At 63.7% G+C, this 11,706-nt stretch carries 14 protein-coding genes; 6 read left to right on the forward strand and 8 right to left on the reverse strand.

Annotated elements, in window-relative coordinates; all coding sequences use genetic code 11:
* Positions 1 to 51: 51 nt before the first annotated feature.
* The 6 genes from CV103_RS01565 to CV103_RS01590 all read left to right on the forward strand — a co-directional run bounded on the left by CV103_RS01565 (position 52) and on the right by CV103_RS01590 (position 5,194).
* Positions 52 to 450: a group III truncated hemoglobin gene (locus tag CV103_RS01565; protein ID WP_107393760.1), complete on the forward strand. Its 399-nt coding sequence runs from the start codon at positions 52 to 54 to the stop codon at positions 448 to 450.
* Positions 451 to 460: 10 nt separating this feature from the next.
* The gene (locus tag CV103_RS01570) at positions 461 to 730 is read left to right on the forward strand and encodes a TehB family protein (protein ID WP_107393761.1); all 270 of its coding nucleotides are present in this window, start codon (positions 461 to 463) and stop codon (positions 728 to 730) included.
* A gap of 42 nt (positions 731 to 772) precedes the next feature.
* Entirely contained in the window at positions 773 to 1,984 is a 1,212-nt protein-coding gene (gene hmpA, locus CV103_RS01575; RefSeq protein WP_107393762.1) for an NO-inducible flavohemoprotein, read from the forward strand.
* 21 nt (positions 1,985 to 2,005) lie between these two features.
* Positions 2,006 to 2,473, forward strand: a complete 468-nt coding sequence (locus CV103_RS01580) for a hypothetical protein (protein ID WP_107393763.1) — start codon at positions 2,006 to 2,008, stop codon at positions 2,471 to 2,473.
* Between the two features lie 375 nt (positions 2,474 to 2,848).
* On the forward strand, positions 2,849 to 3,919 hold the full coding sequence (locus CV103_RS01585) for a GGDEF domain-containing protein (RefSeq protein WP_107393764.1): 1,071 nt from the start codon (positions 2,849 to 2,851) through the stop codon (positions 3,917 to 3,919).
* A 9-nt stretch (positions 3,920 to 3,928) separates the two neighbouring features.
* Positions 3,929 to 5,194: a hypothetical protein gene (locus CV103_RS01590; RefSeq protein ID WP_107393765.1), complete on the forward strand. Its 1,266-nt coding sequence runs from the start codon at positions 3,929 to 3,931 to the stop codon at positions 5,192 to 5,194.
* A gap of 58 nt (positions 5,195 to 5,252) precedes the next feature.
* Here CV103_RS01590 and CV103_RS22025 read toward each other — a convergent pair whose 3' ends face one another.
* The 8 genes from CV103_RS22025 to trbJ form a co-directional block, all read right to left on the reverse strand.
* Positions 5,253 to 6,092 carry a hypothetical protein gene (locus CV103_RS22025; RefSeq protein ID WP_146163362.1) on the reverse strand — a complete coding sequence of 280 codons (840 nt, stop codon included), beginning with the start codon at positions 6,090 to 6,092 and terminating at the stop codon, positions 5,253 to 5,255.
* A 40-nt stretch (positions 6,093 to 6,132) separates the two neighbouring features.
* A complete protein-coding gene (locus tag CV103_RS01605) occupies positions 6,133 to 6,351 on the reverse strand; it encodes a helix-turn-helix transcriptional regulator (protein ID WP_107393768.1) in 219 nt (72 codons plus the stop codon).
* A complete protein-coding gene (locus tag CV103_RS01610; RefSeq protein ID WP_107393769.1) occupies positions 6,348 to 6,566 on the reverse strand; it encodes a DUF2274 domain-containing protein in 219 nt (72 codons plus the stop codon). Before CV103_RS01610 ends, CV103_RS01605 begins: the two co-directional genes overlap by 4 nt.
* Positions 6,567 to 6,575: 9 nt before the next feature.
* Positions 6,576 to 7,769, reverse strand: a complete 1,194-nt coding sequence (locus tag CV103_RS01615) for a TraB/TrbI/VirB10 family type IV secretion system protein (protein ID WP_107393770.1) — start codon at positions 7,767 to 7,769, stop codon at positions 6,576 to 6,578.
* Positions 7,766 to 8,713: a P-type conjugative transfer protein TrbG gene (gene trbG / locus CV103_RS01620; RefSeq protein ID WP_107393771.1), complete on the reverse strand. Its 948-nt coding sequence runs from the start codon at positions 8,711 to 8,713 to the stop codon at positions 7,766 to 7,768. Before trbG ends, CV103_RS01615 begins: the two co-directional genes overlap by 4 nt.
* The gene (gene trbF, locus CV103_RS01625) at positions 8,710 to 9,522 is read right to left on the reverse strand and encodes a conjugal transfer protein TrbF (RefSeq protein ID WP_107393772.1); all 813 of its coding nucleotides are present in this window, start codon (positions 9,520 to 9,522) and stop codon (positions 8,710 to 8,712) included. Before trbF ends, trbG begins: the two co-directional genes overlap by 4 nt.
* Entirely contained in the window at positions 9,519 to 10,820 is a 1,302-nt protein-coding gene (gene trbL, locus CV103_RS01630; protein ID WP_107393773.1) for a P-type conjugative transfer protein TrbL, read from the reverse strand. Before trbL ends, trbF begins: the two co-directional genes overlap by 4 nt.
* A 139-nt stretch (positions 10,821 to 10,959) precedes the next feature.
* Entirely contained in the window at positions 10,960 to 11,706 is a 747-nt protein-coding gene (trbJ, locus tag CV103_RS01635) for a P-type conjugative transfer protein TrbJ (RefSeq protein WP_107393774.1), read from the reverse strand.

Here is an 11,706-nt window from a genome sequence, read left to right on the forward strand (position 1 = left end):
TTCGGGCCCGCCCTATAGATGCATTTGTAATGCATGATTGGAGCCTGAGTCGTGGGCCAAGAATCCGGGATCGATGAAGCTGGGCTGCAACGGCTCGTGGACCGTTTTTATGCGCGGGTTCGAGAGGATGCCGAGCTCGGCCCGATTTTCAACGACGCGATCGCGAACTGGCCCGAGCACCTCGAAAAGCTGACCGCGTTCTGGTCCTCCGTGATGCTGACCAGTGGGCGCTACAAGGGCCAGCCCGTTCCTGCCCATATGAAGCATGTCGGCCGCATCACTCCCGAGCTGTTCGACCGGTGGCTCGACCTCTGGAACGAGACGACCACCGAACTGATGTCGCCCGAAGCGGCGGCAGCCTTGCAGGCCAAAGCGGCAAGGATTGCCGAAAGCTTGCAGCTCGCTTTGTTTTTCAAACTCGATCCCGCGAAGCCGCGGGCAGCGGCGTGAGGCGCGCGACATGGCCGAACCCTATCGCTCCACGCCCGTCTTTGATGAAAGCACGATCCCGGCCGCGCTTCGCGGCGAGCATCGCACGAAGCCCGGCGTCTGGGGCCTGATCCGCGTGATCGAGGGGGAACTCAATCTCACCTATTGCGAGCCGCACGCCGAGAAGGTCCTGAGCCCCGGCAACCCGGGTGTCGTGAACCCCGAGCAGACGCATTTCGTGACCCCTCTGGGGCAGGTGAAAATGCAGGTCGATTTCTACACAGAGCCGCCCGACCCCTGAGCCGGTTCGCGGACCAACTTTCAACACAGCCTGGAGATATTGATGTCGCAGACCCTTAGCGACGAGACCATTGCGCTCGTCAAAGCCACCGTCCCTGCCCTCGAAGCCCACGGGCTCGACATCGTCCATGAGATGTATTCGCGGATGTTCCGGAATGAGCAGATCCGTGACCTGTTCAACCAGTCGCACCATGGCGACAGCGGTTCCCAGCCTCGCGCCCTCACCGGGGCGATCCTCGCCTATGCGAGCAACATCGACAATCTGGGCGCGCTCGCGCCGGCCGTCGAGCGCATCGCCCAGAAGCACGTCGGGCTTCAGATCCTGCCCGAGCATTATCCGCACGTCGCCGAAGCGCTCCTCGGTGCCATCAAGGCGGTGCTGGGTGACGCCGCGACCGATGAGATCCTTGCTGCCTGGGGCGAGGCCTACTGGTTCCTTGCGAACATTCTCATCGCGCGCGAGGGCCATATCTATCGCGACCTCGCGGACGCTGACGGCGGCTGGACGGGCTGGCGCGAATTCAAGGTGGAGGCGGTGGAGCGCGAAAGCAGCATCATCAGCTCCTTCACGCTGCGCCCGGTCGACGGCGGCCCGGTCATTCGTCACAAGCCGGGACAGTATCTGACGTTCTGGTTCGAAATTCCCGGACATCCTCCGGTGAAGCGCAACTATTCGATCTCGGATGCGCCCAATGGCACCACCTATCGCATCTCGGTGAAGCGTGAGCCGCTGGGGCTGGCCTCGGGCTGGCTGCATGGCGACGTCAAGCCGGGCGCCATCCTGAAGGTCGCGCCGCCGGCCGGCGAATTCTTCCTCGCGGCCCGGCCCGAGCGGCCCGTAGTCCTCCTTTCGGGGGGCGTCGGCCTCACTCCGATGGTGTCGATGCTGGAGACGATCACGCGGGAGCACCCCGAACTTCCCGTTCACTTCGCGCATGGGACGCTCGACGGAACGACCCATGCCATGGGCGCGCATGTCCGCGCGCTCACCGCGCAGCACCACAATGGGCGGACCACGATCTTCTATCAGACGCCGCGCGCCGAGGACACGCAGGGGCGCGACTATGACGTGGCAGGCCTGATCGATGCCGACTGGCTGACGGCCAATACGCCGGTCGGCGAGGCCGACTTCTTCCTGTGCGGCCCGCGCCCGTTCCTGCGCGCGCTTGTCGCTGCCCTGTCGCTTAGCGGTGTCGCGAACGACCGTATCCATTATGAATTCTTCGGGCCGGCGGACGAATTGCTCGCTGCCTGAAGGCCCTGACGAGGTGGCACGATGGACGACTTTACCCTGGCGCGTGTCCTGCACGTTATCGCCATCGTTCCCTGGATCGGTGGCGTCGCCTTCGTGACAACGGTCCTGATGCCGGCGATCCGGCGGGGAAACCCGCCGGACCAGCGCCTCGCCGCGTTCCACCGTTTCGAGAGCGGCTTTGCCTGGCAGGCCCGGCTATGGGTGGCTCTGGCCGGGCTGTCCGGACTCTGGATGATCCATCGCGCCGACCTGTGGTCGCGCTTTCTCGATCTCCATTACTGGTGGATGCACGCGATGGTCGGGCTTTGGGCGATCTTCGCGGCGATGCTGTATCTGATCGAACCTCTTTTTCTGCATCGCCGGATGGAGCTATCGAACGACCCTGCGGGCGATTTCGACCGAATGGAGCGAATGCACCGGATCCTGCTTGGCATCGCCCTCGTTACGGTGTTTGGCGCCATGGCGGGTGCGCACGGCCTTCTGGGCTAGTTTTTATCTGTCTCGGGAGGGTGCCAAATGAACCTCCTGCGAAACAGACTCCGATACGGATCGTTTTTGGGTCGGCGCTCCCGGCCTTTTCTTGCTTTTCTTAACCTGTTGGGCTTACCCTAGCCGCGCCCATGGAGACATGGGTGGAGGCGTGGAAACCTTCGTAGAGTTAGAGCCGGTCAAGCTTCTTGACCGGGTGGCGGACGCGTATGTCCAAGGCCACCCGGCCCAAAGGCGTCCGCGCCTGAACTAACTCTCAGGTTTCCAACACCCGGTTCCGGGGCCGGCACGTCTCTAATGGGGACGTGCCGCCGGCTGGGCGTTATCCCATTCCACTATCGAGTCGGAACTTCGAGGATCGAGTAGGGTCAGTGCGTGAACAGCCATTTGCCGGTAGGTCGACTAGCAGAAGCCTTGGAGGCGATGCCACGCGAGCGGGCCTGGCTCTTCGTCGTCAGCGCGACCGCCGCGCTGTCCTTCGCTGACAGCCGGTTCCCGGACGCTGGGCTCGCACCGCTCTACATTCCGATCATCTGCGCCGCGTGCTGGGCTCTGGGTGAAAGGGCAGGTTATTTCGTCGCGCTGATCTGCGCGTTCACCGCCGTGATGCCGCATATCGGCGTCCCCGCATCGTCAGCGACGGCGCTCGCGGTGCGTGTCACGGTCCGTATCGGCACCTATCTGTTCGTCGCAGGCGCGATCATGAGCTTCCGCCGTGCGTTCGATCGCCAGCAGCACCTGGCGCATGTCGATCGTATGACCGGCGCTCTCGACAACGAGAACTTTCACCTGCGGCTTACCGGGGCCTTGCACGCCGCGCGGCAGAGCCGCGAGACGCTGCTGCTCGCCATCCTCGATCTCGACGACTTCAAGGCGGTGAACAATCGCTACGGCCATGCGGCCGGCGACAGGGTGCTGAGAACCTTCGCGCGCGGCGCTGCCCAGATGGTGCGGCGTCAGGATGTTTTTGGCCGGATCGGCGGCGATGAATTTGCGCTCCTGCTGCGCGTTCATCCTGCGGACGCGGGCGAGAGCTTTGCGCGAATACTGCATGAGCGCGTTTCTGCCGTGCTTGCGGCGAGCGAACGGCCGGTAACATGCAGCATGGGCGCGCTCGTGATACCGCCTCATGTCGAGCGGGACGCGCCGACCCTGATGAACGCGGTCGATCAGATCATGTATGAGGCCAAGCGAAGCGGGAAGAACGCGATCCATATAGGTTCGGCGGAGAGGGATTCGAACTCAGGCGCTAAGCGATTGATTTATCGCCACCCTGCATCGACCATTTTCGCCGCGTACCATGAAAAGTACCATACCGACTTTTCCGTCCGAAATCAGACCTTTGCAGGTTCAGTTCGACGGGCGCCCACTCTATCGAACCCACGATACGCATTCAACCCCGATGCGACACTATGGCCGTTCCGGATGTGGGGGGCGAGATGCTAAAGGCCGAGGATGGATTCAATTCATCTGTTCTATTCTTGGCAGTCCGATCGCGAACGGAACCTCTGCAGCGATTTCATTCAGATCGCTCTAGAGATGGCGAAAGCGCGGCTCGAATCTCAATACGATATCGATCTCAACATCGATAGGGACACCCAAGGTGTCCCCGGGCAGCCAGAGGTTACCCGAACGATCCTAGGAAAGCTTCGCACTTGCGACATTTTCGTCGCCGACATGAGCTTCGTTGGCCGCGCCGATCCCTTGGGGAGGGAACCGGGCAAGCTCATGCCTAATCCCAACGTCATGATCGAATATGGCTATGCCCGCCATGCCCTCCAAGACGACCGCATTCTCTTCGTCTTCAACGCTGCGTTCGGATCGTTCAAGGACTTGCCGTTCGACCTTGCGACTATACGCCGACCCACGGAATATACCGCAGCCCCCGGTATCAAGGATGGGCCGCGCCGTGCAGCACGTGAAGCGTTCGCAAATCGGCTGGCCGACCATCTCGGCGAGATCATCAAGGGTATCCTTGCCGCGCGCGCTAACCCCTCAGCAGCCGACACGGAAGCTACAGCGCGTGCATACGAAAATCTCACTCATCTCGATGCGCATGCGGCGCTGCATATGCCCACTATCGTCTCGCGGCCCTTCCTGAGGGTACGCCTCGTTCCCTTCGACTTACGCGATGATCACGCCTTCGACCTCGCCCAGGTCAAGTCTCTCCGTCCCAGCTTCGCGCCCGGCGGATTCGCGTCCGAGCGACGAAAGGATACCATTAGCGCGCGAATGTTCGCGAGTTTCGAGACTCCGCGTCCGATGGCCGAACGCCCAAATCCCGAATCTCGTTGGTACACCCGTATTCTGCGTCCGGGCCTGTTCGAGCTGGCGGTGACGATCGGCGAACGCATCGACGATGATCCCACCATCGTCGTGAATGGCCATCAGCTAGAAGCGCGCATCGTCGATGCTGCTACTCGTCTTGCTGGACTGGCCCAGGCCCTTGGATTCTCGGGGCGAGCGCTCGTCTCTGCCTCGCTCCATCAGATGGACGATGTCGAGATTCTCTGCGGTCGAATCAGCTGTCGCTTACTTGGGCCGCCCGACCACCACATCTCGACTTTGCCCATTCCCTCCGTCGCGGCCGTTAATGGGATGGCGTTACGCCCTATCATCGATGCGCTGTGGCTTGACTTCGGAATGGAGGACGGGTCGCCTTCCTTCTCGTCAGGAAGTTGGGCTGGCGATAGCAGTCAAGGGCCCTATCGCCTGGATTGAGGTAAGATCGGGTAGTCGCGATCGCGTGCGGAGTTCAGCGAGAGACGTCGTCCAGTTGCTATCGACCGATCTCAATATATTCCATATCGATCGAGAACTCACCATCGATCAAGGGCTGAAAGAAGTGCCACTGATCGGAAGACGTGTCGGCTAGAAACACATAGTCAGGCCAATCTACACGATCGGCCAGCGCAGCCTGCAAGGCCTCGGCGATGACCACCTGATTGCTGAGCGCGATGTCGTGCCATTCCAAGATGAGGAACGTGGTATCTCCATCGGCCGCGCATTCATTGAGCTTAGGGAGCTTCTTGCTCAGAGCCGTGCGCATCCGGACCAGTCGCAGATCCTCGATGTTCTCCCCAACGGCGCGCGATAGAAACAGCGCTCCATCATGGCGGCCCGAGTCTTGCCAGTGCACACGTAGTGAGAGTGATAGGGGAATGCCATCGACCTCTCCGGTGCGCGTACCCCTATAACCGTGGGGACAACGGTCCCTGTCCTTTCGCATCGGGCACTCCGCGTGAAGCTCGGAGCCCGCTTGCACGATCCAGGCGGTTATGCGCTCCCGCAGTCCGTCATGTTCACGTCGATGGCGGCCATCGGTCGGGTGAACCGGGAAAACAAGCGTGTATGTCCCGGGCTTGGGCATATTCCCCTGAAGCTGTTTCTCGATCTCTGCGGTGAGTTCGACGAACTCCTTTCCGGTCTGGATCGCCTTGGGAAAGGGCTCGATGAGCGTATGCTCGATCGCGACCTGTCGATCACCGATCCTCAATCTGATCTCGACGGGCGGCCCGGAACCATCCCGTTCCGGATATGTGACATCTACGCGCTTCGCCTCGAATTCTTCTTCGAGGAGTTCGATTAATGCTTCACACAATGCTTCTTCATTGCCCATGCCCGACTATAGCATGGCAACGCGCCGGAAGGGACGGCCATCAAATTTTGCGGCGCTTACCTTCGAAACCATCCTTCACATCGTCGATCCAGGCGACGATCTCCCGGTCGCTCCATCGCGCCGCGAAGGGTGAGAGCTTGTACGGTGGTGGAAACTTTCCTTCCTGGATCAGACGATAGATCATAGTCTTGCCAAGCCCGACGCGGCGCTTGACCTCATCGAGCTTAACGAATCGATCCGGGATTTCTGTCTCGCTCATTTTCCGGTGGGGCGGCTGCGAACGAAATTGCGATCGCTCTCGAGGAACGCCGCCAGCATGGCAGGCACGAGTTCGGTGACAGATTCCTCACGCCCGTATGTTTCCGCATAAAGTGCCGCATATTGCTGCAGCATCAGGTGCAGATCGGGAGTGACTGTGATCGCCAGCTTGATTGGGGTCCTGTCCGGCAGTCTTGCCAGTTTAAGTTCGGGCATGACCTGCTCCTAACCGCGCCAAGGCGCGAGAATGAGATCCTTGTGGACGACCAAGCGGACCGTCGCGCCGGGCCGGATCGTGATCGTCGGCTGGATGTTGAGATTGCGCGACGTGAGCTGATCGCCGGCGCGTGACACATTCTGCTGCGTAGACTCGCGGATCGCCTGGACCAGATCGCTTTCGCCGGTCACCGTCAGTTCCGAACCGACGCCGAGCAAGGTCGCGAGCGTGACACCCTTGAGCAGTGCCCAGGTGTGGAAATCGACCTTGTCCTGCAGCCCCGCATAACCCGACGCATCGGTAGCCGGTACGTTGTCGATCCGGAGCGAGCTGCCGTCGGGCAGCATGATCCGCTGCCACACGATCAGCGCGCGCTTCTGGCCGAAAGCGACGACGCTGTCATAGCTGCCGATCAGCCGCGCGCCCTGCGGTATGAGCAGGATTCGCCCGGTGGGGCTGTCGAACACTTGGGCCGTCACCTGCGCCGTGACGAGGCCGGGCAGGTCCGAGCGCAGCCCGGTGATCAGGCTCGCGGAAATCACGCTTCCCGCCGACAGCAGATACGGTGACGGCGCCGCGATAAGCGCGTGCGGGTTGACGTCGCCCGACTTGTCGAGCGCGCCGACGAACTGCGCCTTTCGGCCCTGCGCATTCGGATCGCGATCCGGATCGAGCGCTGGCTTGGCCACGTCGGCCGCTGCCGGTGCCGGCGCGGTCGCGGCATCTGGAGCCGTCGGCATCGACGCAGCCGTCCGACCTTGAACCAGGATGCCCGACTCTCGTGCTGCCTTGAGCTCGGCCAACTGACGTTCGCGTTCCTGCGCAGCCATCTGAGCTGACGCATCAGCGCCGATCCCGGTTTCCGTTGCCATGCGGCGCTGGCTTTCGAGAATCGGCCGGCCCAGATCGCCCGGCAAAGGCGGGCCGAGCTTCGGGGCGTCGCCATAGGTCGAGGGCAGGCCGTTCAACGCATCGGTCGCCGGCCGATTGCTCGGTTCGGACAATTCCTGCCGATCTGCAACCGCGCTAAAAACGCGCGGTTTCAGGGCGATCCAGGCGACCGCGATCAGGCTGACCGATCCAAAGGCCGCGATGGCGATAATGACGCCGCGGCGAAACCGGATCGCGCGCGCCGGCTTGGCACGGATCGCCAGCGTCTCGGGATCGAGCTTCGGCGCGGGCGAGATGACAGCCTTGCTCATGACCGCTTGCCCTTGCGCGACGCGTCGCCCTCGGCAACGCGATCGATCCGGACGATCTGCTGCTTCTTCGTGCCGAGCCGCAGCTCTGCCGCATCGAAGATGCGATCGACGACGTAGAACCGTCCGCGCACCCGGTAGTTGACCAACTCGGCATCGCCGGTCGGGCCGATGACGAAGAGCGGCGGCGCCTCGCCGACCGCGATGCTCGCGGCAAACTCCACAAATGTCTGCCGGCCGTCGTCAAATGCGCGGAGCGGACGCCACGCCGGACTGTCGCCACTCAGCCTGTAGTTGAAATGCAGACTGTCGATCGAGAGGCCATCCGCGACCGGCGCGGCTGCCGCGGCCTGGTCGGCGGCGCGACGCAGCGCGATCAGCTGGTCCGCCGGGTAGGTCCAGGACAACGCGGCCATCGCGGTGCGCGAGGTCGCCGTGAGTTGGAGGTGATAGCTCCGGCGATCGGTGGTGATGATGAGGTTGGTGGCGAGCCCGGTGGCGAACGGCTTCACCAGAATGTGCGTCCGCTTGTCCGTGCCAGCGCCGCTGGTTGTGTCGCCGATGACCCAGCGCACCGTATCGCCGGCCGCGACGGCAATGAGGTTCTCGCCGGGCTGCAAGGCAAGATCGGTCACCGCGCCGGGCGCGGTGTAGACCTGATAGATCGTCCCATCGCTGAAAGGGTAGACCTGCAACGCGTTCACGAATGCCTGCGCCTGCGGTTCCTGTGTCGCCGCACGATTGGCGGCTGCGACGCGCGCGACACCGGGGCTGACCGGCTTGCGGACGCGGGCGCGGCGGACGGGCGGCTTGACAGGCTGCGTCGTGACGGGCGCCGCCGTCGCAATCGGCGTGGGCTTCGGGGTCGTTGGCGGCAACGCGGCATTCTGCGCCGACGCGGGCGCGATGCTGAGGGCGAGCGCCGATGCGGCGAGGACGAATTTCATTGACGGGGCTCCGAATTGGGCTGCGCCGGGGCAGCAAGGGTGGGATCGAGGGGCGAGCCGAGCGGCACCGTGGCCGGCGCTGCCTGCGCGGGCGTAGGCGCCGGAGACGGTTTCGGCGGGGCCAGCGGATCGAGCTCGCGGCTCCAGTCGACCGCATCGACATAGACGCCGAGCGGATTTCGGCGGAGCGTGTCGGCGTCGCTCGGTGTCTTGAGCACGACCGTCAGGATCGCGGTCCAGCGCGACGTGCCGGTCTCGTTGCCGCGCTCATAGGCGGTCTCGGTCCACTTGACCTGGAACGAGCGGTCGGATGCCCGCACGACGCTGGTGACCTGCACCGACACCGTGCGCTCGCCAATATTGGCGAAGGGATCGGCCCCGCGTGCATAATCGCCGAGAAACTGGCTGCCGCGCTTCGTGGTGAAATCGTAGGCCTCGAGCCAGTCCTGTCGCACCAGCACCGGATCAAGCGAGCGACCGCGGACATTGGCGATGAAGCGTGAGAGGTGCCACGCGATCTGCGGATCGGTCGGATGGTAGCCGGCTTCGGCTTCGGTGACGGCCCGGGCCTCGCCGAGCCGATCGACCTCGACGACATAGGGCGTCACCCGGCTCTGGATCGATTGCCAGACGAGACCGCCCGACAGGCCAGTGGTCAGCGCGAGGCAGCCGAACGCCATCAGCCGCCAGTTGCGTGCCTGCACGCGAGCCGAGCCGATCCGGTCGTCCCAGAGCTGGCCGGCACGCTGGTAGGGCGTCTCCGGCTGGGGGGTTCGTCCATAGCGCTGGACGGCGCGCTTGAAGATCATCGGTCATCCCTTTCCTTGATATCGGGTGTGGCGGAGGCGCCGCCGCGGTCGCCCTGCTGGAGGGTGTGCAGCGCGATCTGGCGGTGGTGGCGGGCGGATTGCTGGTTGCGCATGGCTCGTGCCCATCCCGGCGCGTCGTCATGGCTGGTGGATTGCGCGGCGTCATTGCTGCCCGTGCGATTGAGCGCATTCCATGCCGCCGCGCGGCCTTGGGACGCGGCCTCGCCCAATCCGAGCGCAGAAGATGCGCGATCGCGCGCCGCGTTGCCGGCGGCGCGCGCAACACCGCCAAGTCCAGCTGACATCGTGGGCGCCGCGGCGGTTTCCTTGCCGAGCGTATAGGCAGTCGACGCCGCCGATCCCATCGACGTGCCGGCGCGGACCGCGCCGAGCGCGGCACCGCCGAGCATGCGCGCGCCGCCGACGGCAGCACCACCGGCGAGCATCGTTATGCCGGCCGCACCGACCGTCGTGCCGAGCGCTGCGCCAGCGCCGAGCTGGGGTGCGCCGGCGACGAGCCCCGACGCGATGCCGGGTCCGAAGATGCCGAGGCCGAACAATGTCAGCGAAGCGAGAAGCAGGCTCGCGGCAGCCGCCAGGTCCGGTTCGCCTTGACCGGCCGTCGCGAACTCGGTGAAGAAGTTCGAGCTGATGCCGATGATGACGGCAAGCACCATCACCTTGATGCCCGAGCTGACGACGTTGCCGAGCACGCGCTCGGCGAGAAAGCTGGTACGGTTCCAAAGTGCGAACGGCACGAGGATGAAGCCGGCCAGCGAGGTCAGCTTGAACTCGATGATCGTTACGAAGACCTGCACCGCTAAAACGAAGAAGGTGATGATCGTCAGCGCCCAGGCGAGGAACAGCACCGCGATCGTCGCAAAGTTCGTGAAGAAGGCGATCGGGCCGGTGAGGTCGGATATCTGTTGAAGAAGCGGCCACGCGGCCGAGAAGCCGACGCCCGCAAGCCGGCCTGGCTTGAGCAGGTCGTCGGCATTCATTCCGCCGCCACCCGCCGTGAGGCCCGCGGCAGTGAATGAGCGGAAGATGATGTCGGCGAGCGTCGAGAAGCTGTTCAGGATGAACGCAAACGCGCCGATATAGAGGATTTTCTTGATGAAGCGGCCGATGACATTGTCGTCACCGCCCATCGCCCAGAACAGGCCCGCCAGCGTGATGTCGATCCCGATCAGCGTCACGGTCAGGAAGTGGACGTCGCCGCCGAGGAGCCCGAATCCGCTGTCGATGTAGCGGATGAAGGCCTGCATGAAGCGGTCGATGACGTTGAGGTCGTTCACGTTGGCGGTGTCCTGAAAAGATGAACAGATGCCGCGAGGCGGGACCGGGGGAGCGAAGCCCCGCCCCGCGGCGGACGATGACGGGATGAAGACGCGTGGGGCGCGTCTTCATGGCCGCCGTCGCCCCTGACCGGCGGCGCTACTGGGGCGTGTAGGCCGTGCCGGAGCCGAGGAATCGTTTGGCCGCCGCGCGCGCATCGATCTCGGCCTGGCCCTGGCGCGCCCGCTCGATCGCCTCGGCGCGGTATTGCGCGGCCATCATGTTCTGGATCTGGAACTGCTGCTTGGCGGTCAGCGCGAGCAGCTGGTTGGTGGCCTGCTGCGCTTGCAGCGACCCTTCGGCACCCTGGCTCTTGGCGATGATCGCGGACAAGGTCTGGGTATCGGCGGCGACGTTCTCGGCGATCTGCGCCTGCACCGTCATCGTGTGCTGGTAGGCGGACATGCTGGTGTCCAGCCGCGTGCGTGCGGCAATGACCTGTTGGTTGGTGCTGAGGGCCTGCCCGAAACTCTGCGGGAAGAGCTGGCGGAACCGCTGATCGAGGCCGGACACTTGGAACTGGATGCCCTGCGCCTGGCCCATCAGCCGGTCGACCTGCTGGAGCGTCTGAGTGAGCGCCTGCAGCTCGGGGAAGTCGATCCTGGTCAGGTTCTTGGCCTGATTGATCAGCATGTTCGCTTCGTTCTGAAGCGACTGGATCTGATTGTTGATCTGCTGGAGCGTTCGGGCAGCGGTCAGAATGTTCTGGCTGTAGTTGCCCGGATCGAACACTGTCAGCTGCGCGTGGGCGGGCGTGCTGGTCGTGACCAAGCCCATGAAGAGCGAGCCAACGGTGCCGACGCTGAGGGCGCTCGCGATCAGATATTTGCGGGTGAGGAAACGCAT

This window comes from Edaphosphingomonas fennica (assembly GCF_003034225.1).
GTDB classification, from domain to species: domain Bacteria; phylum Pseudomonadota; class Alphaproteobacteria; order Sphingomonadales; family Sphingomonadaceae; genus Sphingomonas_E; species Sphingomonas_E fennica.

Bases quoted from the DNA above. Each gene is read 5' to 3' on its own strand.
- CV103_RS01615 (WP_107393770.1), bottom strand. From the start codon at position 7,769: ATGAGCAAGGCTGTCATCTCGCCCGCGCCGAAGCTCGATCCCGAGACG.
- CV103_RS01605 (WP_107393768.1), bottom strand. From the start codon at position 6,351: ATGAGCGAGACAGAAATCCCGGATCGATTCGTTAAGCTCGATGAGGTC.
- trbF (WP_107393772.1), bottom strand. From the start codon at position 9,522: ATGATCTTCAAGCGCGCCGTCCAGCGCTATGGACGAACCCCCCAGCCG.
- CV103_RS01590 (WP_107393765.1), top strand. From the start codon at position 3,929: ATGGATTCAATTCATCTGTTCTATTCTTGGCAGTCCGATCGCGAACGG.
- trbJ (WP_107393774.1), bottom strand. From the start codon at position 11,706: ATGCGTTTCCTCACCCGCAAATATCTGATCGCGAGCGCCCTCAGCGTC.
- hmpA (WP_107393762.1), top strand. From the start codon at position 773: ATGTCGCAGACCCTTAGCGACGAGACCATTGCGCTCGTCAAAGCCACC.
- CV103_RS01610 (WP_107393769.1), bottom strand. From the start codon at position 6,566: ATGCCCGAACTTAAACTGGCAAGACTGCCGGACAGGACCCCAATCAAG.
- CV103_RS22025 (WP_146163362.1), bottom strand. From the start codon at position 6,092: ATGGGCAATGAAGAAGCATTGTGTGAAGCATTAATCGAACTCCTCGAA.
- CV103_RS01570 (WP_107393761.1), top strand. From the start codon at position 461: ATGGCCGAACCCTATCGCTCCACGCCCGTCTTTGATGAAAGCACGATC.
- CV103_RS01580 (WP_107393763.1), top strand. From the start codon at position 2,006: ATGGACGACTTTACCCTGGCGCGTGTCCTGCACGTTATCGCCATCGTT.
- trbG (WP_107393771.1), bottom strand. From the start codon at position 8,713: ATGAAATTCGTCCTCGCCGCATCGGCGCTCGCCCTCAGCATCGCGCCC.